General features: G+C 32.1%; 18 protein-coding genes, 1 tRNA gene and 1 pseudogene. 4 read left to right on the top strand and 16 right to left on the bottom strand.

The features are described from left to right. Positions 1-39: 39 nt before the first annotated feature. The 5 genes from CCUN_RS03420 to aspA all read right to left on the bottom strand — a co-directional run bounded on the left by CCUN_RS03420 (position 40) and on the right by aspA (position 5,925). On the bottom strand, positions 40-1,071 hold the full coding sequence (locus CCUN_RS03420; protein WP_051521742.1) for a CsgG/HfaB family protein: 1,032 nt from the start codon (positions 1,069-1,071) through the stop codon (positions 40-42). After that, positions 1,071-1,682, bottom strand: coding sequence for a penicillin-binding protein activator LpoB (gene lpoB, locus CCUN_RS03415; RefSeq protein WP_027306244.1), 612 nt, complete (start codon positions 1,680-1,682; stop codon positions 1,071-1,073). Before lpoB ends, CCUN_RS03420 begins: the two co-directional genes overlap by 1 nt. A gap of 37 nt (positions 1,683-1,719) precedes the next feature. Further along, complete coding sequence (locus CCUN_RS03410; protein ID WP_035175956.1) at positions 1,720-3,084, bottom strand: COG3014 family protein; 1,365 nt, start codon at positions 3,082-3,084, stop codon at positions 1,720-1,722. Between the two features lie 93 nt (positions 3,085-3,177). After that, positions 3,178-4,509 (bottom strand): anaerobic C4-dicarboxylate transporter, encoded by a 1,332-nt coding sequence (locus CCUN_RS03405; protein ID WP_415270566.1) that lies wholly within the window; start codon positions 4,507-4,509, stop codon positions 3,178-3,180. 9 nt (positions 4,510-4,518) lie between these two features. Next, the gene (aspA, locus tag CCUN_RS03400) at positions 4,519-5,925 is read right to left on the bottom strand and encodes an aspartate ammonia-lyase (protein WP_027306247.1); all 1,407 of its coding nucleotides are present in this window, start codon (positions 5,923-5,925) and stop codon (positions 4,519-4,521) included. A 194-nt stretch (positions 5,926-6,119) separates the two neighbouring features. Between aspA and ung the strand changes: the two genes are divergently transcribed. After that, positions 6,120-6,818, top strand: coding sequence for a uracil-DNA glycosylase (gene ung, locus CCUN_RS03395; RefSeq protein WP_027306248.1), 699 nt, complete (start codon positions 6,120-6,122; stop codon positions 6,816-6,818). Positions 6,819-7,078: 260 nt separating this feature from the next. Here ung and CCUN_RS03390 read toward each other — a convergent pair whose 3' ends face one another. The 7 genes from CCUN_RS03390 to cetC all read right to left on the bottom strand — a co-directional run bounded on the left by CCUN_RS03390 (position 7,079) and on the right by cetC (position 15,093). Then, positions 7,079-8,203: a c-type cytochrome gene (locus CCUN_RS03390; protein ID WP_027306249.1), complete on the bottom strand. Its 1,125-nt coding sequence runs from the start codon at positions 8,201-8,203 to the stop codon at positions 7,079-7,081. After that, on the bottom strand, positions 8,200-9,450 hold the full coding sequence (locus CCUN_RS03385) for a cytochrome b (protein WP_027306250.1): 1,251 nt from the start codon (positions 9,448-9,450) through the stop codon (positions 8,200-8,202). The genes CCUN_RS03390 and CCUN_RS03385 overlap by 4 nt, the downstream gene beginning before the upstream one ends. A gap of 1 nt (position 9,451) precedes the next feature. Then, positions 9,452-9,955: a Rieske 2Fe-2S domain-containing protein gene (locus tag CCUN_RS03380; protein ID WP_027306251.1), complete on the bottom strand. Its 504-nt coding sequence runs from the start codon at positions 9,953-9,955 to the stop codon at positions 9,452-9,454. Between the two features lie 104 nt (positions 9,956-10,059). Then, the gene (locus CCUN_RS03375) at positions 10,060-11,337 is read right to left on the bottom strand and encodes an arsenic transporter (protein ID WP_027306252.1); all 1,278 of its coding nucleotides are present in this window, start codon (positions 11,335-11,337) and stop codon (positions 10,060-10,062) included. After that, positions 11,337-13,196 (bottom strand): tRNA uridine-5-carboxymethylaminomethyl(34) synthesis enzyme MnmG, encoded by a 1,860-nt coding sequence (gene mnmG / locus CCUN_RS03370; RefSeq protein WP_027306253.1) that lies wholly within the window; start codon positions 13,194-13,196, stop codon positions 11,337-11,339. The genes CCUN_RS03375 and mnmG overlap by 1 nt, the downstream gene beginning before the upstream one ends. Before the next feature lies 1 nt (position 13,197). Beyond that, complete coding sequence (locus CCUN_RS10255) at positions 13,198-13,932, bottom strand: methyl-accepting chemotaxis protein (RefSeq protein ID WP_415270578.1); 735 nt, start codon at positions 13,930-13,932, stop codon at positions 13,198-13,200. Positions 13,933-14,595: 663 nt separating this feature from the next. Then, on the bottom strand, positions 14,596-15,093 hold the full coding sequence (cetC, locus tag CCUN_RS03360) for an energy taxis response protein CetC (RefSeq protein ID WP_035175959.1): 498 nt from the start codon (positions 15,091-15,093) through the stop codon (positions 14,596-14,598). Between the two features lie 272 nt (positions 15,094-15,365). Between cetC and CCUN_RS03355 the strand changes: the two genes are divergently transcribed. Then, complete coding sequence (locus tag CCUN_RS03355) at positions 15,366-16,754, top strand: cation:dicarboxylate symporter family transporter (protein WP_027306256.1); 1,389 nt, start codon at positions 15,366-15,368, stop codon at positions 16,752-16,754. A gap of 14 nt (positions 16,755-16,768) precedes the next feature. Here CCUN_RS03355 and CCUN_RS10195 read toward each other — a convergent pair. Continuing rightward, positions 16,769-17,412 (bottom strand): annotated as a pseudogene (locus CCUN_RS10195) (helix-turn-helix transcriptional regulator). Positions 17,413-17,651: 239 nt separating this feature from the next. Between CCUN_RS10195 and CCUN_RS03345 the strand changes: the two are divergent. After that, complete coding sequence (locus tag CCUN_RS03345) at positions 17,652-18,314, top strand: hypothetical protein (RefSeq protein WP_027306257.1); 663 nt, start codon at positions 17,652-17,654, stop codon at positions 18,312-18,314. Positions 18,315-18,511: 197 nt separating this feature from the next. Then, positions 18,512-20,044, top strand: a complete 1,533-nt coding sequence (locus CCUN_RS03340; protein ID WP_027306258.1) for an inorganic phosphate transporter — start codon at positions 18,512-18,514, stop codon at positions 20,042-20,044. Between the two features lie 148 nt (positions 20,045-20,192). Here CCUN_RS03340 and CCUN_RS03335 read toward each other — a convergent pair. From CCUN_RS03335 to rho, 3 genes are all read right to left on the bottom strand, one after another. Next, a tRNA-Ile gene (locus CCUN_RS03335) sits at positions 20,193-20,269 on the bottom strand. Between the two features lie 170 nt (positions 20,270-20,439). Next, the gene (locus tag CCUN_RS03330; protein ID WP_027306259.1) at positions 20,440-21,939 is read right to left on the bottom strand and encodes a DNA polymerase III subunit gamma/tau; all 1,500 of its coding nucleotides are present in this window, start codon (positions 21,937-21,939) and stop codon (positions 20,440-20,442) included. Positions 21,940-21,941: 2 nt separating this feature from the next. Next, positions 21,942-23,234, bottom strand: a complete 1,293-nt coding sequence (gene rho, locus CCUN_RS03325; protein ID WP_027306260.1) for a transcription termination factor Rho — start codon at positions 23,232-23,234, stop codon at positions 21,942-21,944. Positions 23,235-23,282: the final 48 nt, after the last annotated feature.

The following is a 23,282-nucleotide window of genomic DNA, read 5'->3' as shown; positions in this document are numbered from 1 at the left end:
AAAAACTTAAATTCTACAAAATTTTTCTTTAATTTTTGGTTAAAATCCTAAATCAACCCCACCTTTTTCACCAAGTTTATAATTTATGGCTTTAGAATTTTCAGATGAAGTCTTATCATCTTTAGCAACGGCAAAGAGATGATTTTCTAGTTCTTTATTGACATTAAGGGCAATTTTTTCAAGTGCTTTTTGTTGTTTGTTGATATCATCGCTCACAACAAGCTTTGAATTTAAAGTCTTTGAATAAATCACCTCCCTTGTAGGGAAAAAAACGAGTTTATAGGCTATATTAAGACTTAATTTTTCACCATAATTAATCTTACTTGAACTTTTTTGTCCCTCTAAAATCTTAAATTCTAAAATATAATCCGCCCCCAAAACATTTCCAAGTTTATAAATCTCATCGCTTGAAATGTCTTCACTTTTGAGTAAATCGTTTTCATTTTCATAGTTTTCATCTCTTTGTAAAAGCTGAAAATTTTCGCTTTGAGAAAAAATATCACTAAGAGCCTGTTTAAGTCTCTCGCTTAGGGCTGTATGGGTTAAATCATAGAGTATGAGCTTGTTTTTTTGATTGTGTTCAAACATATATTTATAGGCAGAAATTTCCACTTCAACGCCTTGTTCTGTTTGTTTGACAGAATTGATTTTATAAGTATCAATGCGTCCTTTGGAGACATTTTGTAAGAATTGATTTGAGTTTTGTTCAATTTGTCCAAGTGAGCTAAGATTGAATTTTATACTTTTAAATTCCTGTCTTAAATTTTCCCCGCTCACGCCTCTAAGTTGAGATAAAGCCACAATCAAAGCATTGTTTAGAGCCTCTTGCTCATTAGACCCACTTCCCCTAGCATCTATGATTTTAGTCATCACTCTTGCATTCAAAGTTCGCGTGTTTTGAGCTTTGAATGCCTCTTCTGTTAAATTCAACTCCTGCGGGATATAATCATAAATAATCGCATCTTGTTTGGAATTTTTAGAATTATTAATAACATTAACTTCTATGCTTTGATTTTCATCGACTGCAAAAAGCAGCCCCGCAAGAGCGAGAAAAAATAAAACAATTCTCATCACCAAGTTACCGATTTGCTAGTGCCAACCTTATCGATTGTGCGTTCATCTTCCCAATAAGCCAAACCCGAAGTTAAATCCGTTACACTAAGATAAAAGAAATATTCTGCTTGTATGTCTCCATTTTCTAATTTTACATTATCTTGTCTGATTTTTCCACTCAAAGAAAAATCAGGAGCAACCAAAGTCCCCGTTTGTGCTATGGTGTTTTGATTGAATTCCTCATTATCTCTAAGTTCTCTTACAGCCTCACTCATTTCATCTCTAGCTCCCCCCGCAGCCACAGCGGTTGTCAGTATAAATTTGCCCGATTTTCTAAGGGCTATGGTGATTTTAGAGATGAGTTTATCTGTGTCGATTCTTTGTGGAGTGTCATTGATGATTCTGCCTATGGCTATAACCTTTCTTTGCCCACTTGGAATGTTTGAAAAAGCCGGGCTTTTTAACATACTCTCTACCATAATTTCAGCTGTTTTTTCAAAATCCTCCCTATCAAGTCCTAAAGTTAGAGCAGGACCTTGTTTTTCCTGCGAAGCTTTGCCATCTGTATAAATAGGACTTGAACACGCTGCAAAGAGCAATGCTAAAAAGCTTAAAAAAATCGTTTTCATTCTAATCTCTCCTTTTGATTTTGTGATTATATCCTTCTTAATTTTCTATTATGTAAATTCTTGGTGAAATTTGTGTTGTAAAAGAGCGGACTAAAATCAAAATATCTTTATTTTTGTCTAAATTTGAACTATAAATTGAATTTTGCATAGGGGTTAAAATTTCTACAAAACCTTTATTTTCTAACATTGCAATTTGTGCATTTTTAGGTAAAAAATTCCAAAATCTTAAATCTGCTCTCGTGCTTAAAATGCTAAAAAGATTGCTAACTAAGGATAAAATGCCTGTATTATCATTGTTTGCAACTGCTACATTCACACTTGTTTTTAAAATCGTAGTCAATAGAGCTTGGGTGATTATAGGGGTTAAATTTGTTTTAAATTCACTTGCGACAATGGCATCAAAATCAAATAAATTTTGAGTTTGCAAATTTTCATTTGCATCTAAAACACTAAGATATTCAAAAGAAGAAGAGCGTTTTTGAAGTATAGGTAAAGCCACACTTGCACTGACAATTTTTTTATCAAAAATAAAAGGCAAAGTGAGACTAAACTCATCAAAGGCGGGAGCTAAACCATTTTCATAAATGATAAAAATATGTTTTTTAAGCTTTTTTGGATTTAAGCTCTTTGCAAATTGATTAAAAATTTGAAATTGTTTTTGCATTTCTTCATTTTTACTATGTAAAACAAAAACCTCTTTAAGCAAATCATAAGCCTTTCTATAATCCCTATCCATAAAGAAAAAAACAGCGGAAACATAAGTAACATAGGGATTTGTAAAATTTTCTGAAATTTTAAAATCCTTAAAAAGATTTTCATATTCTCTTGCGATAAATTTTGAATTTTTCTCGATATTTTGCTCAAAATTTTCATCTTCTTTTTTAGCCTTATCAAGTTCTTTGCGGTTTTGTTCTAAATAAAAGGCGAAATATTCTTTAGCTTTTTCTTGACGCATTAAGGCACGATTGAATTCTATTCTTGCATTAGCAAAATCACCCAAACTCATAAAATTTAAAGCCTTAGTGAGATTAAGCATTGTCCTTTCATAGTAAAAACCTTGATAATCAAAAATTGTATTATTAATCAAAGTTGAAGCAGCACTTTTAAGAATTTTACTTGAATCACTTTGCAAATCAACATCATATTTATATGATTCTTCACTTAAATCAAAAAATTCATTACTCAATTTAAATTTCTTACAATCTCTAGCGATATAACCTGCATTTAAGCCCTTAAAAATCACATCATTTTCTTTTTTCAGTTCATTGAGCTCTTGAGTAAAAAAATTTTCACTACAATTTTGAGAGACAAGTTCGTGTTGATATAAAACATTATCTTTTTGGTGAGTGGAACAAGATATGAAAAAAAATGCAAAGAAGAAAATGAAAAAAAATTTAAACATGAATGAATTCCAAAGATAAAATTTTAATCAATAAAATCTTAGCATAATTAACTTAAATGTTACTTCTCTCTTAAAATATAAGAGAGAAGAAATTTAAAATAAAGGAGCTATTAAAAAACCTAAAATTACAGCAATAACAATGGCTAAAATACCCGGTATAAAGAAGGGATGATTGAAAATAAATTTACCAATCCGTGTTGAACCTGTATCATCCATTTGCACTGCACCAAGTAAAGTTGGATAAGTTGGGAGAACAAAAAGTGCAGAAACAGCTGCAAAACAGGCTACAAGCATATAAGAATCATTAGGATTTGTCGCTGAAATTCCTAAAGCGGTAAGAATGATGGGTGTGATTGCCTTAGCTGTTGCTGCTTGAGAATACAAAAGAGTGCTTGCGAAGAAAAATGCCACAGCAAGCATTGCTGGATAATCTCTAACCCATTCTCCTGCCAAATCTTTAATCTGTTGTTCATGCCCTGCTACAAAGGTGTTTCCAAGCCAAGCCACACCAAAAACACAAACGCATGCTGTCATACCAGATTTAAAAACACTTGTATCAAGAATTTTTGCAGGCTCAATCTTACAAAATAAAGTAATTAAAGCTGCTGCTGTGAGTAAAAAACTCATAATTGCCTCATCACGTTTTACGATAACAGGACTAATAAGCTTGATATTATCCGAAATAGCTGTTGCATAAAACACTACGCATAACACTGCAGATAGAAAAATTATGACCGAAAGTTTGGCACCCGGCTTGTCTTTAGAATGTAAAATTTCACCCTCATCTTTAACTAAACCTGCCTTTAATCTTTCTTGATATACAGAATCTTTACTTAAATCTAAAGGAGTGATAATGCTTACAATAAAAGCTGTAAGCATACAAGCAATAAAAGTCGTTACAATCCAAATTCCTATCAAAACAGGATAATTCCAACCCAAAGGCTCTAAAACCCCGCTCATATAAACCACTGCTGCACTTACAGGAGAAGCGGTAATGCCGATTTGTGAAGAAACAACCATCAACGAAAGAGGGACTGAAGGCTTGATATTTTGGGATTTTGCTACATCAACTACAACAGGCATAAGTGAAAATACTGCATTTCCTGTTCCCGCTAAAATCGTTAGTAACCACCCACAAGCTGGAGCAAGATAATTGATAAATTTAGGATGAGCTCTTAAAATCCTTTCAGTTATTCGCACCATATAATCAAGCCCACCAGCTTGTTGCATAGCCGAAATAGCAGCAATTGCAGCTGCAATGATTAAAATCACATCCCAAGGTATATTTCCCGGTTTCATACCTAGAAAAAGTCCTAAAATTACAACGCCTAAGCCTCCGGTATAACCGATTGCAATTCCTCCAAGTCTAATCCCTATGAAAATAGCTCCTAAAAAAACGACAAGCTGTAAAATTAACTCAAACACAATAAATCCCTACTTTTTAGCTGTCATATGAGGATTGAGCATATTTGCGGGAGTTAAAATTTCATCAATTTGCTCTTTACTCAAAAGTCCTCTTGCAAGGGCAATGTCTGCGACGCTTTTGCCTGTATTCATGGCTTCCTTAGCAATAGAAGCAGAATTTTCATAGCCGATATAAGGATTTAAAGCCGTTACAATGCCTACAGAATGATAAACAAAATCTGCACAAATTTTTTCATTTGCACTGATTCCATCGATACATTTATCGGCTAAGGTATGCATGGCTTTTTCAAGCATAACAATGGAATTAAACAAGCTATAAGCTGCAATAGGTTCAAAAACATTAAGCTGTAATTGTCCAGCCTCACAAGCAAAAGTAATGGTTACATCTGCTCCGATGACAAAAAAACAAACTTGATTGACAACTTCTGGAATGACCGGATTGACTTTTCCGGGCATGATTGAGCTTCCCGGTTGCATTTTAGGGAGATTAATCTCATTTAAACCGCATCTTGGTCCGGAGCTTAAAAGTCTTAAATCATTACAAACCTTAGAGAGCTTTGTCGCAACTCTTTTTAAAACCCCGCTAATTTGCACATAAGCGCCTGTATCTTGCGTGGCTTCAATTAAATCCTCTGCCACAGTATAGTCATACCCTGTCACTTCTCTTAATTTTTTTTCTACGATTTTTGGATAATCCGGATGGGAATTAATGCCCGTTCCTATAGCTGTGCCACCAAGATTAATTTCAAGCACAAGTTTTCTAGCTTCTAAAACTCTTTGAATGTCTTCTTCTATCATTACTGCAAAGGTTTGAAATTCACGTCCTAGTGTCATAGGCACAGCGTCTTGAAGCTGCGTTCTTCCCATTTTTAAAACATCTTTAAATTCCACAGCCTTTCTTTCATAAGACTTTTTAAGATGTTCCATAGCCTTAGCCAAATCACTCAAATAATCATGCAAAGCCATTCTTAAAGCTGTCGGATAGGCGTCATTAGTGCTTTGAGACAAATTAACATGATCATTGGGGTGAAGATATTGATATTCACCCTTTTTATGCCCCATAAGCTCTAAAGCAATATTTGCTATCACTTCATTTGCATTCATATTTGTGCTTGTTCCAGCACCTCCTTGAATCATATCCACGACAAATTGCTCATAGTATCCACCCTCTAAAATTTTATCACAAGCCTTCACAATAGCCTCTTCTTTGTCTTTATCTAACAACCCAAGCTCACAATTTGCCATTGCAGCAGCTTTTTTAACTCTTGCTAAAGCCCTCACAAAACGAGGAAAATTTTTCAATCTGTCATGAGAAATATTAAAATTTTCAACCGCCCTAAAAGTTTGCACCCCATAATACACTTCATCAGAAATTTCTAACTCCCCGATGAAATCATGCTCTTTTCTTGTTCCCATTTATAAACCTTTTTTTGAATTTTTACAATGATTAAATATTGCAAATTTTTAGATTTTATTATAACACAAAATTTTCTAATTCTTTCTTTTTGTTTAATTTTTGTTTATAATTTGTTATCAATTTTAGCTTAAGTTTTGAATTTAATCATATTTTGCTAAAATAAAAATTTTAAAACAATTTTTAAAGAAAAATGATGAGTGAAATTACAATCAAACCTGAACAAATTAAAATGAATGAAGACTGGAAAGAATTTTTAAAAGATGAATTTAAAAAACCCTATTTTTTAGACATTAAAAAAAAATATATTGAGGCAATTCAACAAAAAAAAGTCATCTATCCGCCTGCGAATTTAACCTTTAATGCCTTTAATCTCACTCCTTTAAATTCGCTTAAAATCATCTTGCTTGGACAAGATCCTTATCATCAACCATATCAAGCTATGGGACTTAGTTTTTCTGTGCCTTATGGGGTGAAATTACCGCCTTCTTTAGTCAATATTTATAAAGAATTACACGCGGATTTAAATTTAAATTTACCAAAAAATGGGGATTTGAGTGCATGGGCAAAACAAGGTGTTTTGCTTTTAAATTCTATTTTAAGCGTTGAAGCGGGAAAACCTGCAAGTCATAGTGAATGGGGTTGGCAGCAATTTAGCGACGCTGTGATTGAGAAATTAAGCAATGAAAAAACAGGGCTGATTTTTATGCTCTGGGGCAATTTTGCTAAAAATAAAAAAAATCTTATTGATACAAGCAAACATTTTATCTTAGAAGCAGCTCATCCTAGTCCTTTAGCAAGGAGTGGATTTTTAGGTTGTAAGCATTTTTCTAAGGCAAATGAAATTTTAAGACGACTTGGAAAAAAAGAGATTGATTGGAATTTAAACACTTAATTTATATTACCATTTAAGTCTGCCTTCACCCCTATCAAGTATTGTTTTAACATCACTCATTTCTTTGATTTCTAGCTTTGAGCCATAAATTTCATTGATTTGATTAAGGGCTTGATAAATTCCCGCTTCTTTACTTGATACTAGCTCAATTTTGAAAGTCTATTTTGTAAAATATTATTACATTCAAAAATTTGATGAATATTTACATTAAAAACACTTGCTATTTTAACATAATAGCAAGTGTCCATTTTTTTAAAATTTTAATGAAGTTTAGACCAAACAGATTGTTTCCAAGCTATTGCAAAAATACTTAAGATAACAAAGAATATCATAATATAAATTCCCAAGCTTTCTCTTTCGTCTTTTTTGCTATCACCCACTTTTTCAATATAAGAGATAACTTTAGCTTGTGTATCCTCATTAAGCCCTACTCTTGGCATTGCTGTACCCGGAAGTAATTTTTGAGTATTATTGATAAAATCATTCAAGTACTGCGACCCTCTTGATCTAATCATCATAGAAAGATCAGGCGGAATAGAACCTAAATAATTTTTTAAATCCTCTGCTTTAGAAGGGGTAAAATAGCCATCATATTTCATATCATGACAACGTCCGCAAGCTTCGATAAAAGAAATTCTATCCTTTGCAAAAATTATATCTTTTTCAATTAAAGCAGTTTTTTCTGGGTTGTTTTCTAAATTAGCATATTTAGCTTCAATTTCTGTTTTTATCTCTGAATTTTGCTTGGCTTCAAATTTATGCCCTATTTCTTTAAGATAAGCAATAAGATTTGCAATGTTTTCATTAACCACTTCTTCACTCTCTCCTGAAGTTTCTGCATTATAGGCTGGCATGATGAAAGCATCACCAAATTTATGCTCAACTTTTAGAGCTAAAGATGGATTTAACACTAAGGCTGCTAAAAATTTCTCATCGAAAATCACTCCTGCGGAACTTAAATCTGGTGGAATGACTCCTAAAGAAGAATCTGTAATATTTGCCGCTATGCCATCTTCTTTAAGCCCATGACAAGCAAAACAATTGCTTTCAAAGAATTCTTTTCCCTTTGCAGCATTGCCCTTTGCAAAATTAATTTTTTCCACACTTGCCCAAAGTGCCTCGTCCTTAGCTAAATTCTGCTTAGCCAAATCAAGAGCCTTTTGAGCACTCGCTGTTTGATTTTCATCATTGTTTTTTTGTGCTTCATTCAAAGCTAATTCTTTAGCTTCAACAATACCTTTTGCAAAACTTATATCTTCTTCGGCAAAATTAAAATTTGCAGGAGTAACATGAGGTTTCATTACAGAATGTGCATAAGGTTCAACTCCCCAATATACAAGAGCAGTAAATACAACTACAACTAAAAATATTTTTAGCTCTCTCATTGTTTAGCTCCTTTTCTTTCTAAAATAGTAATCCATGGCAAAATCACAATAAATAGCAACAAAAATACAAGTGAAGCATAAAATCCTACCCAAGCATTGACGCCTGTCGGAGGAAGCTTTCCATAAATGGTTAAAACAATCAAATCAATCAATAAAACCCAAAACCAAATGAAAAATAAAGGTCTATCGTGAGCTGGTCGCACAACATCGCTTCTATCAAGCCAAGGAAGTAAGAAAAATATCACTTGTGCGATACCAAAAGCTGCTAAACCTATATCAAAAGCCTTAATGCTCCCAATATCGAAGAAAAATCCTCTTAGAACCTCATACGACCATAGAAAATACCATTCAGGATAAATGTGTGCTGGAGTTTTAAGTGCATTAGCCGGGTCAAAATTAATAGGATCCATTGCAAAATCAAATTTAAAACTCACAAGATAGAAAAAGAAAATCATAAATAAAGAAATATAGACAAAATCTTTGGATAAAAATGCAGGCCAAAAAGGAATGACTTTCGAACCTTTTGTATCCCCTAGTATGTATTTTTCTGCTTCTAAATCAAAATTAAGCTCTTCAGCAATTTCGTTATTAACATGTGGAATTCTTAAAGAATAGAAATGAAAAGCGATGATTGCCATAATGACAACAGGCAATAAACACACATGCAACATAAAAAATCTTGTCAAAGTAGGGTCTGAAACCGCATAATCTCCACGAATCCAAATCACAAGTTCAGGTCCAATAAAAGGAATTCCTCCAAAAAGATTTGTAATCACTTGTGCCGCCCAATAACTCATTTGTCCCCAAGGAAGCATATAACCGCTAAAAGCCTCGGCTGAAAAAACAACAAATAAAAGCATACCGCTGACCCAAATCATCTCACGTCCCTTTTTATAAGAGCCATAATAAATTCCCGTAAGCATATGGATATAAATGATTAAAAATACAACTGAAGCTGCAACGCCGTGCATATGACGCCAAAGCCAACCATACTCAACCTCTTGCATAATCGTTTTATTCACGCTATCAAAAGCAAGGGCGGTATCTGGTTTATAATACATTACAAGCAAAAGCCCTGTTAAAAATAAAATCGTAAAAAGAGTGGTTAAAATAACACCCATAGCCCATAAAAAATTAATTTGTTTTGGTATCCAATATTTATTCATCAAAACATCGAGCAATTTACGCACTGCAAGTCTTTGATCAAGCCAATCTACAATACCATTAGCCTCTCTAATCTGTGCCATTTTAAGCCTCCGTCTTTATTTTGAGATATTCAGGTCCCTCTTCGCCTAAAACGAGTTTGGTTCCATCGATTTTGAAAGGAGGTATTTCAAGAGGTCTAGGAGGTGGTCCAAAAACATTGACTCCATTAATATTAAATTCTCCTCCATGACAGGCACATTTAAACATCTGTTCACTTTGAATATAAGCAGGAATACAACCTAAATGAGTGCAAAGTCCTATTACAAGCGTATATGCGACATTATCCACTATAACATCACGTTTTTCATCTTTAGGCATACTTTCATCTTTTTTAAGGATAAAAATCGGCTTTTTACGCCATTCTATTGTTCTAAGCTCTCCGGTTTGCATTCCACTTAAATCCACTGTAGTAAAACCCGCTGCTTTAACACTTGGAAGTGGGTCCCAAGTCTTTTTAAAGGCAACAAGTGAGAAAGCTCCTCCCACAGCAGCTACCGCTCCAAATGCAAAGCCCATAAAACTTCGTCTATTTTCAGAAATAGCCATATCCTATTCCTTTCATTAAAATTTTGATTTTGCAAAAATATATTTTATCTAAGATAAATAAAATTATTCTTTAAAAATCAAAAATTTACAAATTATTAATTCATTTATAAAAAAAGCCCAAAAAGAGCACTCATAAGCACGATAAATGTCATTGAAAACCCAAATTTTGTGTATTGCCAAAAAGAAATTTTGATTCCTTTACGCACTAAAATTCCAAGCCAAAGTAAGGTTGCTAAAGAACCAATGGGCGTGAGTTTAGCTCCTATATTTACACCTAAAAGATGGGCATAAATCATCAATTTTTCAAAAGAATTTGCATCAAAATATTCTTTTAAGGCTAAATCTCCAACTAAAACCATAGGAAGATTATTAAAAAGTGATGAGCCAAGAGCTGAAACTAAGCCTGTGCCAAAAATTCCAAAATCTTTATCCTGCATTAAAAAAGTATAAATTTTTATCAAAATTTCTCCTGCACCAACTTTATAGAGTGAAAAAACAACTAAATAAAGTCCAAAACTAAAAATCAATACGCCCCAAGGAGAATTCTTAAAAATTTTTAAACCTTGTTTTGGTTTTAAAACACTAACAATAAGCCAAAATATCAATGCTACACCTAAAATAAAAACACCCTTACTCAAACCATAATTTTGAGTTATGAAAAATCCAAGCGTAAAAAACATCAAAAAAATCAAACAAAAAATAAAAAGGGCTTTAGAACCTTCGTTTTTTTGGATAAAATTAAATTCAAGTTTTTTTGGCAAAATGCGTCTAAAAATGACAAAAACCATGATAAGAGTAGAAATAAAAACAAATAAACTTGGCTTTAACATTGTGTATGCAAAGCTTAAAAAATCGAGTTTGAAATAATTTGCTGTGATGATATTTGTCAAATTTGAAATCACAAATAAATTTGAACCTGCATCACATAAAAAAGAAAGAGCAAGCAAAAAAGCAATCAAAATGGATTGAGAATTTTTATCTTTAAGCGTGGAAAAAAGGGTTATTATGATGGGTGTTATGACTAAGATTGCTCCGTCATTTGCAAAAAAAGTTGCCAGAAAAAAAACAAAAATCAACATAAAAAACATTAATTTATAAGTGTCAATTTCTTGCTTATTTTTTCGTGAAAATTTTAAAATTCCATAGGCAAGAAAATCAAAAAAACCTAAAGCCTCCAAACTAAAAGAAAGCAAAATAAGTCCGATAAGGGTTAAAGAGCTATCCCAAATCAAATCAAAAATAAACTTGGCATCTTCAAAATCCACGAGTTTTAAAATAAAAGCCAGAAAAGCTGCCAAACTTGAATACACCCAAAGAGCGAGATTAAAAGGACGCCAAAAAAGTAAAATAAGCGTCGCTAAGCAAAGCACTAAGGCTGACATTAATGTTTTTTCTTTTGCATTTTAATATGAATTTGTAAAATATCTAAAGCGGCTGGAGTGATTCCGCTAATCATACTTGCAGCAAAGATTGTAGGAGGTTTAAATGATTCTAATTTTTCTACAACTTCATTGCTCAAACCGCTTAATTCTTTAAAATTAAAATTTTCAGGAATCTTAAGTTCATTAAGACTCTTCATTTTTTCAACTCCTGCTTTTTGCATACAAATATAATGATAATATTTCGCTTCATTTAAAATTTCATTTAAAGAATAAGAATCCATATTTTCAAACATAGAATCAAGTTTTTTAAGTTTTTCTGTATTAAAACTCGCTCTTGCGACAATTTTTTGTAAAGAGACGATTGATGTAATTTTTTCTTCGCCCAAACTTTCTAAAAAGGCATTATTTTGAGCATTTGGAGTGAATTCTTTAGAGAGTAAAAAATCCAAACCTTTTTTTAAATTTAAAGAAATATTTTCAATCCACTCAAAATCTTTTTTCTCTAAAAGTCCAAATTCAAAACCATATTTTCCAAGCCTAATAATCGCATTTTCTTCTCTTAAAAGCAATCTAAATTCCGCCCTTGAAGTAAACATTCTATAGGGTTCTTTTGTGCCTTTAGTGACCAAATCATCAATCAAAACACCAATATAAGCTTCATCGCGTCTTAAAACAAAAGCTTCTTTATTTTCTAAAGCCAAAACAGCATTAATTCCCGCCATAAAGCCCTGTGCTGCAGCCTCTTCATAACCGGTTGTTCCATTAATCTGTCCAGCACAATAAAGCCCTTTGATTTTCTTAGTTTCTAAGCTGTGTTTAAGTTCAGTAGGTTCGATATAATCATACTCAATCGCATAGCCAAAACGCGTGATTTTAGCATTTTCAAAACCCTTAATGCTTCTTAACATTGCGATTTGCACCTCATAGGGCAAAGAGGTTGAAAAACCATTGATATAGTATTCTGTGGCATCTTTGGTTTGAGGTTCTATGAAAAGATGATGGCTTTCTTTGTCGCTAAAGCGATTGATTTTATCTTCGATTGAAGGACAATATCTTGGTCCAACTCCTTCAATTTGTCCGGTAAAAAGTGGGGCACGATAAAAATTGTTTTTTATAATTTCATGAGTTTTTAAATTCGTTCTTGCGATATAACAAGGAAGTTGAGTGGGATTGAAATTTTTTGTCCTAAAACTAAAAGCCTTAGGCTTCTCATCTCCATATTGTAATTCTAAAACACTAAAATCAATGCTTTTAGCATTAACCCGGGGGCAAGTTCCTGTTTTTAATCTGCCTATTTTAAAACCTATTTTTCTCAAATCATCTCCGAGCTGATTTGAGCCAAATTCTCCAACTCTTCCAGCTCCGAGCTGATTTTCACCAATATGTATCAATCCATTTAAAAAAGTTCCTGTGGTTAAAATGACTTTTTTTGCCAAATAATTATGATTTAAATTTGTTCTAACACCTTTTACTTCATTGTTTTGAATGATTAAGCCACAAACTTGTTCTTGAGAAAGTTCTAAATTTTCTAAACGCAAAAGCTTATTTCTTGCACAAATTCTATATAAATCCATATCAATTTGTACCCGACTTCCACGCACTGCTACACCCTTGCTTTCATTAAGAATTCTAAACTGAATTCCCGCCTCATCGGTGATTTCTCCCATTAAACCGCCCATAGCATCAAGTTCTTTAACCAAATGCCCCTTAGCAAGTCCGCCTATTGCTGGATTGCAGCTTGGAGCACCTATTTGCTCAATAAGCGTTGTTAAAAGTAAGGTTTTTTTACCCATTCTAGCACTTGCACTGCTTGCTTCAATGCCTGCGTGTCCGCCACCGATGACGATAATATCAAACATTTTAATCTTTCAATTGAGCTAAAATTTCAGCACTCTTTGCTTCAAGTGCTTGAATGTCGCTTATAATATTATCATAAGTTTTTTTATCGATATACGCAACTTTTGATTGTTCAATAGCCCTTCTTGCATTATCTTTTATCGCTTCTTTTCCAAGTTCAAAGTCATTTTTATCAATCATTGCTTCAATGACCTTTTTTGAATCTTCATCATTGCAAAGATTTGAAATGACATCGGCACTATCAAGATTAAATTCTTTTGCTCCGTTAAGATTAAGATAAATATTTGATTTATAAAGAATATGATCAATTTTCATCATAGATATAATAAGCTTTTTAGCAAAGCTTGTAAAGTCAGTTCCTAAAGTAAGACTGCTATCCTTTAGGAGTTTAAATGCTTCTGAAAAATTATTGATTCTTGCTTCGGATTCGCTAACGATACTAAACATTTGTTCGCTATTTGTTTGAATATTGTCAAAATCTTGTTGCATTGTTTGTATGGCAATAGAAATTTCACTCGTTGATTTTTGTGTTCTTTCAGCGAGTTTTCTCACCTCATCAGCCACCACAGCAAAACCGCGTCCATGTTCTCCTGCACGAGCTGCTTCAATGGCAGCATTGAGAGCGAGTAAATTCGTTTGGTCTGCAATATCACGAATAACCTCAACAACGGAGCTGATATTTTGGGAATTATTGGCAAAAGTTTGGATGATGCCTTGATTTAAATTTGAAATTTCCATTAAACTCGCTGTAGCATTTTGCAAAGAATTAACTTCAGAGCTATTTGCCATAGCAGTTTGAGAAATGGTATCAACGACATTATAGACATTTTTCATTATGATAATATCATTGTTAAGGGATTGAGAAATGCTTGACATATCTTTGTTTTGATTGCCTAAGCTCAAATCCATCAAGGTTCTTGAAAGAGCATTTTTAAAGCTTGATTTTGCTGTATTTTCTATATTTGTTAAAGCTTTATTAGTAAATTCAATATTATGAGAAAAAATCCCTTTTAAACCCTGTGGCAAAGCTTTTCTATAAAATTCTCCCTTTTGAGATGAAGAAATAGAAGTATTAATCTCCCTCAAATAGGCTTCAAGCCCGTCTATGGTGTTGTTAAGATTGTTTGAAATTTCGGCAAGTTTAGCACTTCTTGTTTGAGTAAAAATGATTCTACCATCAAAATTTCCTTCTCTTAATTCCTTAGAAAGTGCTAAAAGCTTATCCGTCATAATTTGCTCATCTTTTAAAAGTATAAAAGCATAAAAAAGAGCAATAACAATCAAAACAAAACAAAAAATAGCAACCAAAGAATGGATAAAAACTACACCTAAAATTCCCATCAAACTAAGTATTATTGCTAAAATAAAAATATTTTTCATTTTTGTTTTCCTATCTTAAAATTAGCTTTGTTGAAGACTTAAAATCAGCTGATTATAGCCCATATTATATGAAGAAACAATTTGCATTAAGGTTTCAACACCAAGTTTCATTCCACCTTCTTTTTCCTTTTCAAGTAAGGTTTTATAAACATTTTCTATGATAGGAAGAGCTTTGCGATTAGGATAACGACGCACAGAATAATAATTTATAATGCGTCCATTTGCGTCAAATGAAGGCGTTACATTTGCAAAAACCCAATAAAAATTCCCATTTTTTGCTTTATTTTTAACAAAAGCAAAAATTTCTTTACTTTGCGTGATGGTATCCCATAAACATTTAAAAACGGTTTTTGGCATATCTTTATGACGCACAATATTATGTGGTTTGTATAAAATTTCGTTCATTTTATAACCTGCATATTTTAAGAAATCTTCATTTGCATAGATTATATCGCCTTTTAAGTCTGTTTTAGAAGTGATGAGTGTATCTTCTAGCAGGACTATTTCTTTTTCTTCCATATTTATAGCTATCCTTAAATTTTGATTTATATTGTCTTAAATTATACATTAAATTATCTTAAAAATTAAACAAATTTAAATGTAGTTTGATTATTGTAATGAAATTTTAATACTTTTTAAACATAATTTTTTGACAATTTTTATTTTTTTAAGAAAATTTATAACACTTATATCAAAATTCTATTATAATTTTAAAAAATTTAAAAACAAAATATAGTGATTGCAATGCACTGATTTCATTGTAATTTATGCTGTTTTTTAAGGAGATATCTTTGGAAACTTTAAGTCAAACTTTAGCCGATAAAAAACCTCCACTTTTAAAACGTATTCTTAAAAGTCTTGGTTTTTGGGTCATAATTGGCATTATTGCTGGAATTACTTTAGGATATATAGATAAAGATTTAGCAATTGCTAGTAAGCCCGGAATCGATTATTTTATCAAGGCTTTAAAAATTCTAATCGGTCCTATTATTTTCGTTACTATAGTTCTTGGCATTATAAGCCTTGAAAGTCTTAAAAAACTAGGGAGTATAGGCATTAAAGCTGTGGTTTATTTTGAAATTGTTAGCACATTTGCTCTGGCTATCGGTATTTTTATGGCAAATGTAATGCGACCCGGTTCTGGTATGAATTTAGATGCAAGTAAAGTTGATATTAAAAATGTAGAAAAATATATCTCTCAAACTACAGAAATAAGTCCAACTTCCGAAATTATGCATATTCTTCACGATGCCATTCCAAGGGATATTATAAGTCCTTTTACGGAAGGAAAAACTTTGCAAGTTTTAGTCATTGCCATCGTTACTGCTTTAATCGTTTCTTTGATGAAAACTAACGATAAAAAAAGCATACGAAGTGTTTTAGAAGTGGTGCAAAATTTCATCTTTAAAATTTTACAGATTATAATGTATTTTTCACCTGTTGCTGCTTTTTCAGCTATGGCTGTTTTGATTGCACAATATGGACTTACAACGCTTATTAATCTTGGTTATTTGCTTATCGTTATGCTTCTTTCTTGTTTGATTTTTATTTTTGGAATTTTAGGCATTATTTGTCATTTTGCAAAAGTCAATATCTTTAAATTTATGCGTTTTATTGCAAGAGAAGTTTTAATAGTCTTTGCAACAAGCTCAAGTGAAGCCGCACTTGCACCTTTGATGAGAAAACTTGAAAAAGCTGGTCTTTCAAAGGCAACGGTGGGACTTGTTTTACCGACAGGCTATAGTTTCAATCTTGATTGCACAAATATTTATCTTGCAATGAGCCTTATCTTTTTAGCACAAGCCTTTAATGTAAATCTTTCTTTAGCACATGAAATGAGCATTTTAATTGTCTTAATGATAGCTTCTAAAGGAGCTGTGGGTGTTACAGGTTCTGGTTTTATCGTGCTTGGAAGCACACTAAGTGCTTTAGGCGGAATGCAAATTGCAGAAGCAAATAATGGAGCAGGTGCGACTTTAGCTGAAATTTTACCTGTTGCGGCAATAGGAATTTTACTCGGTGTTGATAAATTTATGTCAGAAATGAGAGCTGTGGGAAATTTGTGCGGTAATAGCGTTGCAGCCCTTATTGTAGCGATTTGGGATAAGCAAATTGACTGGGATAAATTCCGCTATGCTATTGACAATCCCGATAAATTTCGTCATGCTGGAATGTCTTAAATGATTAAAATTTTTTAATCATTTTCCAAATATTGCTTTAAAAGTTCATTAAGTTTGATTTGCAAGTATTTTGGAGAAAGAATTTTTATATAAGGTATCCATTGTTTTATGATATTTAAAATTTCATTAAGAAATTTCAACCGCAACGATGAAAAATTTTCATCGCTAAGTTTTAAATTTTAGAAAGGGTGAAATTTTTAAGCATATCCTTTTCATCAGCCAAAACATACCAAATTTCATTATTGCTTACAAGTTTATAGGGCTTGATACAACGCGGTATTTTTTATAACCAAAATAAAGAATTTTTTACTTAAAATCGCTAAACTTACAAGCTTAAAGTCTCTATAATCCACATTTTCATAGCCTTGATTTCACACTATTAAAATTCCATTAATTTTTGTGCTTAACAAATCCGTGATAAAACTTGAATCTAATTTAGAATAAAGCTCTCTAACTCCGCTTAAATTAGAAAAATTTTGAATATCTTTAAAACTCAATTTTCCTAAAGCAAAACCCTCTAAAAACATCCACCATTTTCTTTATTTATAGGCATAAATGCGAGTCTTTCATTTAAATCCCTTTGTATCGTGCGTTCATCAACACCGAATTCATCGGCTAATTCTTTTAAATTTAAGCATTATGCATTATTTAAACGCATTAAAATTTGTGCTAAACGGATACAAAGCTTAATGTAAAACTTTCAATCATAAAATCTAAGGTAACAACTAATATAAAAATAATTTTTTCATTTTTTCTCCTTTGTTTTAAAATAATTAAATAAATATATACAAAGCGAACGACAGGTTATGTCATAATATTGAAAAATATGATTTTTTTTAAAAAAATTTGTTTTTCGTAAAACCTAAATTTGTATAATGCTAAAAAATAAGGATAAAAATGCGAACAATATTTTGTATAATATTTATTTTACTTTGTTTAAATGCAAATGATTTTGAAAAAATGCTCAAAAATCAAAGTGAGCAAAATTCAGAAAAAGAATACAATAACGAATTCGGTAAAACACTGCTAAAATCAGACCCTAATGCAAATAATCTTAGCATTGATAATTTAACTCCACTCTATGAAAACAAATCGAATTTTTTATTTTTTCAAAAACAAAGCACACTCAATAATAACAATCAAGAATATCAAAGTGCTCTAATCTATCATTATAAAAAGGATAATTTTTCTCTAGGATTTCACAGCTCTATCAATGGAAAAAATTTTAATCCTAATCTAAGGAGCGAATTGATTTATAAAGATTATTTCAAAGCTTACACACAATACACACAAAATGATGAAAACGATTTGCAACAAAGCTTAGGATTTATGGTTTTAAACCTTAATTTTGACCTTAGTAAAGATAATCAAGGGGAAAATTATGGTTTTTCTTATAAACCTTACGGAAATGCCTTTAGTATCAATCTCAATCATAAAAATTTTAACGAAAATATCGATTCAAATTCTGTTCTGTTTGGTTTTGATTTCAATTTTAATGAAAATTTTTCAAAGCAGCTTTTTAGAAAAGATATTCAAAACAACTATGATTTTTTACAATGAATTTCTTTGTTTAATTTAGGTTCAATCTGTTTGATTATTTTATATTTAAAAATCTTTAAATATAAACAAATTATTAATGATAAAATTTAATTTTGATTTACTTTATTAGAATTTTTTTAATAACCATTTAAGTTAAAACAATTATAATAAATCCGTTTTATTTTCAAGACATAAATTAAATTAAGGAATTTCACCCTATGAAAAAAGACAATCTTCTTGCGTTCAGTATTTTTACTATAAGCACTCTTGCTTTTATGATTTGGGGATTTAATTATATCCCTCAATACCATCTCATCCTTTTCATACTCGCATCTATATTTGGAATCTTTATGGCTTTCAATATCGGTGGAAATGATGTGGCTAACTCTTTTGGAACAAGTGTTGGGGCAAAGACTCTTACGATTAAACAAGCCTTGATTATTGCTGCACTTTTTGAACTTAGTGGTGCAATCTTCGCTGGAGGGGAAGTAACCAAAACCATTCGTAGTGGTATAGTGAATTTTCCAAAAGACAATCTTGAACCTATATTTTTTGTCATTATAATGATTTCTTCTCTTTTAAGCTCTGGGCTTTGGATTTTTATCGCGACAAAAAAAGGCTTACCTGTTTCGACCACACATAGTATAGTAGGGGGTATAGTCGGTGCGAGTGTTATGATGGGCTTTTTAAATTTTGGCGGAGGCGAAGCTCTTTCTATGGTTAAATGGGGTGAAATTTTAAAAATTGCCGTAAGCTGGGTGATTTCTCCTGTTTTAGGCGGAGTGGTTGCTTATATTATTTATGCTTATATTGACAAAAAGATATTAAAGCCTTCTAAAATTCTAAATAAACAAGTTAAAGATATTAAAAAAGACAGAAAAAAATTTAAAGAAGGGTATTTTTCAAATCTTAAAGCAAAACCCTTAGAAGAACAAGTTAAGGAGCTAAGTGCTATCGTTTTGGATGATTTAGATGATAAAGAAAAAGAAGAAAGTTTTTATAAAAACAAGCTCAAAGAATTTAGAGAAAAAGAAAAAAATATTGATATTTTTTCAGTTTTTAGAATTCATATGCCTGTGCTTGCTTGTATAGGTGCTATGGCTATCGCTGCAATGTTTTTATTCAAAGGACTTAATAATATTAATACTCTGGGCATTTTACAAAGTTTATGGATTGTTGCAATTTTAGGTTCTATAGGTTATGTAACAACTTTTGCCATTGTTAAAATCGTTAGAAAAACTGAACTTGATAAAACAGCAGACAGACTTTTTTCTTGGTTTCAAATCTTTACTGCTTCAAGTTTTGCATTTTCACACGGAGCAAATGATATTGCTAACGCTGTAGGTCCTTTTGCAGGAATTTTAGATACTTTAAGAAGCAATGCAATCAATGAAAGTTCGCCCGTTCCTTTTGCTGTAATGGCTATGTTTGGTGTAGCCTTAGTTGTAGGACTTTGGTTTTTGGGCAAAGAAGTTATCGGCACTGTAGGTTCAAAACTTGCAGAAATTCGACCTACAACAGGATTTAGTGCTGAACTTGGGGCAAGCTTAGTGATTTTAGTTGCAACTTGGCTTGGAATTCCTGTAAGCTCAACACATATTTTAATCGGTGCAGTTTTAGGCATAGGTGTTTATAATCGCAATGCAAATTGGCAAACAATGAAGCCTATCGGTTTAGCATGGATTATCACTCTGCCAGCAGCTGGGATAATGTCAGCTCTTGTATTTGTAATCTTTGATTTTGCTTTTTAAAAAATTAAACTAAAATATAAATTTTATCAAGAGAAATTAATATTTTCTTGATAAATAAATATATTATTACTAAAAAAATCTTAAGTAAAAAATAAACATTCATTAAAAAACATTTTGCAGATGAGAAACTAAGAAATTTAAAAGAATATGGTGGATTCAGCAGGACTTGAACCTGCGACCAACCGGTTATGAGCCGGTTGCTCTAACCAACTGAGCTATGAATCCATTAAAAATTAAAGATTATATTATACTCAATTTTTCTTAAAAATATTTTATTATCTACCTATATTCTTTAGCTTTTAAAAATTTTTATTTTTTAAACAATGAGTTAAAAATTTAAAACTTTTAAAAAAAATATTTTATTGCTGTATAAGTCAATTAAAAATTTAAAAAACTCATAAATGTTGTTCTATAGGTTTTCCAAAACATTCTTCTAAAGCTTGAAGTTTCTCTTCATCTTCATTGTAAGGCTTAGAATTGTTTTTTAAAAAATCAATTTTATTTTTAAAATCCCCGTCTTTTTTGATTGAATTTAACTTACTTTCATCAATCTCAATCTGCTTTTTAACCTCAATTTTTGCATCGTTTCCAAATTTAGTTTTGAAAAGTTCTACAATGAGCTTAAAATTTTTATTGAGCATATCACGTTCTTGCCCCTGTGCGTTTGAATGGATTGTTAAAATTTGATTTTCAAAATTGACAAATTGCGTAAATTTTTCAAAACATTCTCCCAAATCATAATCCCTATCATAAATAAGTTCAAGCAAAAGCTCATAAGCATTTTGACTTGTTTTTTGTATCGTTGAATTTATAGGAATTTTAGGGCTTTGTTTTTGAATTGTTGGAGTATTTTGAATTTCATTGATTTGAGTGTCAATTTCCTTAAGATGACTCGCCTCCATCATCATAAAAGTCATAACGCAAAGCGTGAAACTATCATCATCACAAAGCATATTTTTAGCTCTTGAAAGTATTCTAAAAAATCTTTCATAAATCAGAGTTGAAAATTCATTGCTTCTTGCAAAAAAGCTCTCTTTAAGATAAAAAAGCATTTCATCGATAACACTTGAAGCTTCATAGTCTTGAAGTTCTTCTAAAAAACTAAAGACCCTTTCTCTATCTTTTTGTAAGATAGCAGTATAAAATTCCTTGATTTTAAAAGGATCTAAAAAGCCTAACATATCGGTGATTTTTGCAGTGCTGATATGGTTTTGACAAAAAATAATGGCTTGGTCTAACAAGGTTAAGGTATCCCTTAAAGAACCATTTCCACTTCTGGCAATGAATTTTAAAGCCTCCTCTTCAAATTCCACATTTTCTTTAATTAAAATTTTTTTAAGATGACTTAAAATTTCACCTTGAGAAATTTGCTTAAAACGAAAATGTTGAGTACGTGAAAGCACGGTTGCTGGTAGCTTTAAAGGGTCTGTCGTTGCAAGGATAAATTTAACATAATCTGGAGGCTCTTCAAGAGTTTTCAAAAGGGCATTAGCCGCTTGCGGGGTGAGCATATGCACTTCATCGATAATAAAAATTTTAAATCGTGCCATAGACGGGGCATATTTGGTTTGCTCGATTAAAGCTTGTATGTCTTCAAGCCCCCTATTGCTTGCTGCATCCATTTCGATAATATCCATATGAGTGCCTTCCAAAGAAGCAAGACATTGTTTGCAACTCAAACAAGGTGTATCGCTTGGTCCTTTTTCACAGACTAAAGAACGTGAAAAAATTCTTGCACTCGAAGTTTTTCCACTCCCGCGAAGTCCCGAAAAAAGATAAGCATGTGCAAGTCTTTTAGAATTTAGAGCATATTTTAAACTTGTGCTTATGGTTTTTTGTCCAACAAGTTCATCGAAGGTTTTAGGTCTGTATTTTATCGCTAAGGCTCTAAACATTTTTACTCATTCATAATCGATAAAAGCTCGATATTATCTTTGGTTTTAAGCATTTTAGAATACAAAAATTTCAAGGCTTCCACATCGTCCATCTGCGAGATTGCAGACCTTATAGCCCAAATTTTTTGCAAATTTGCTGGATTTTGTAAAAGCTCTTCTTTTCTTGTGCCTGATTTTATGATATTAATTGCTGGATAAATTCTCCTATCTGATATATTTCTATCAAGGATAATCTCGCTATTTCCTGTGCCCTTAAATTCCTCAAAAATCACATCATCCATTCTTGAACCCGTATCAATAAGAGCAGTTGCAACTATGGTAAGAGAGCCTCCTTTTTCTATATTTCGAGCAGCTCCAAAAAATCTTTTGGGCTTATGGAGTGCATTAGCATCCACTCCACCACTTAAAACCTTTCCAGAGCTTGGAGTAGCGGTATTATAAGCCCTTGCAAGTCTTGTAATGCTATCAAGCAAAATGATAACATCTTTTCCCGTTTCTACCATTCTTTTGGCTTTTTCTATCACAAGTTCAGCAACTCTTACATGATTATAAGCCGGTAAATCAAAAGTGGAGCTAAAAACCTCGCCTTTAACACATCTTTGCATATCTGTAACCTCTTCAGGTCTTTCATCGACTAAAAGCACGATAAGATGCATTTCGGGATGATTTTTAGCAATCGCGGCAGCAAGTTCTTTCATCAATTCAGTTTTACCCGTTCTTGGAGGAGCAACGATAAGCCCTCTTTGCCCCTTACCAATAGGTGTAAAAAGGTCTAAAACCCTACCCGTTAATTTCATCGCATCATATTCAAGCTTGATTTTTTCAGTAGGAAAAATCGGCGTAAGATTATCAAAAAGCGGTCTTTCTTTAGCTTCTTGCAAAGGCAGATAATTAACCGCTTCAATTTTAAGCAAGGCATAATATTTTTCTTGGTCCTTTGGCTCCCTAACTTGTCCGGTAACTATATCTCCAACCCTTAGAGCAAATTTACGAATTTGAGAATTTGAAACATAAGCATCATTAATGCTATCGCTTAAATCCCCGTCCATACCTCTTAAAAAACCATAACCCTCGCTTGAAATTTCTAAAATACCCGTAAAAAGTATGAATCCACCCTTTTTGGTTTGAGCTTTTAGAATTTCAAAGATTAACTCTTGGCGACGAAATTCTCTAGGATTTTCTATCTCGCATTCAAGAGCAATTGCAATCAAGCTTTCTAAATCAAGCAATTTTAAATTTTCAATTTTGTAACCTTCCACAGGAATGTGGGTTCTTTGATGTTGTTTTTTTTCCATAAGACCTCAGGAGAAAATTAGATTTTTAGAATTTAAAAAGATGATTTT

This window comes from Campylobacter cuniculorum DSM 23162 = LMG 24588, assembly GCF_002104335.1.
Taxonomy (GTDB): Bacteria; Campylobacterota; Campylobacteria; order Campylobacterales; family Campylobacteraceae; genus Campylobacter_D; species Campylobacter_D cuniculorum.
Note: the sequence above shows the minus strand (reverse complement) of the source record. Positions and strands in the feature narration are given on the sequence as shown.

What these genes read in the sequence shown, in the direction of transcription:
- ung (WP_027306248.1), top strand. Translation starts at nt 6,120, where the DNA reads ATGAGTGAAATTACAATCAAACCTGAACAAATTAAAATGAATGAAGAC.
- CCUN_RS03390 (WP_027306249.1), bottom strand. Translation starts at nt 8,203, where the DNA reads ATGAGAGAGCTAAAAATATTTTTAGTTGTAGTTGTATTTACTGCTCTT.
- CCUN_RS03380 (WP_027306251.1), bottom strand. Translation starts at nt 9,955, where the DNA reads ATGGCTATTTCTGAAAATAGACGAAGTTTTATGGGCTTTGCATTTGGA.
- CCUN_RS03420 (WP_051521742.1), bottom strand. Translation starts at nt 1,071, where the DNA reads ATGAGAATTGTTTTATTTTTTCTCGCTCTTGCGGGGCTGCTTTTTGCA.
- lpoB (WP_027306244.1), bottom strand. Translation starts at nt 1,682, where the DNA reads ATGAAAACGATTTTTTTAAGCTTTTTAGCATTGCTCTTTGCAGCGTGT.
- rho (WP_027306260.1), bottom strand. Translation starts at nt 23,234, where the DNA reads ATGGAAAAAAAACAACATCAAAGAACCCACATTCCTGTGGAAGGTTAC.
- CCUN_RS03375 (WP_027306252.1), bottom strand. Translation starts at nt 11,337, where the DNA reads ATGTCAGCCTTAGTGCTTTGCTTAGCGACGCTTATTTTACTTTTTTGG.
- CCUN_RS03345 (WP_027306257.1), top strand. Translation starts at nt 17,652, where the DNA reads ATGCGAACAATATTTTGTATAATATTTATTTTACTTTGTTTAAATGCA.
- CCUN_RS03410 (WP_035175956.1), bottom strand. Translation starts at nt 3,084, where the DNA reads ATGTTTAAATTTTTTTTCATTTTCTTCTTTGCATTTTTTTTCATATCT.
- CCUN_RS10255 (WP_415270578.1), bottom strand. Translation starts at nt 13,932, where the DNA reads ATGGAAATTTCAAATTTAAATCAAGGCATCATCCAAACTTTTGCCAAT.
- CCUN_RS03330 (WP_027306259.1), bottom strand. Translation starts at nt 21,939, where the DNA reads ATGTTTAGAGCCTTAGCGATAAAATACAGACCTAAAACCTTCGATGAA.
- mnmG (WP_027306253.1), bottom strand. Translation starts at nt 13,196, where the DNA reads ATGTTTGATATTATCGTCATCGGTGGCGGACACGCAGGCATTGAAGCA.
- CCUN_RS03385 (WP_027306250.1), bottom strand. Translation starts at nt 9,450, where the DNA reads ATGGCACAGATTAGAGAGGCTAATGGTATTGTAGATTGGCTTGATCAA.
- aspA (WP_027306247.1), bottom strand. Translation starts at nt 5,925, where the DNA reads ATGGGAACAAGAAAAGAGCATGATTTCATCGGGGAGTTAGAAATTTCT.
- CCUN_RS03340 (WP_027306258.1), top strand. Translation starts at nt 18,512, where the DNA reads ATGAAAAAAGACAATCTTCTTGCGTTCAGTATTTTTACTATAAGCACT.
- cetC (WP_035175959.1), bottom strand. Translation starts at nt 15,093, where the DNA reads ATGGAAGAAAAAGAAATAGTCCTGCTAGAAGATACACTCATCACTTCT.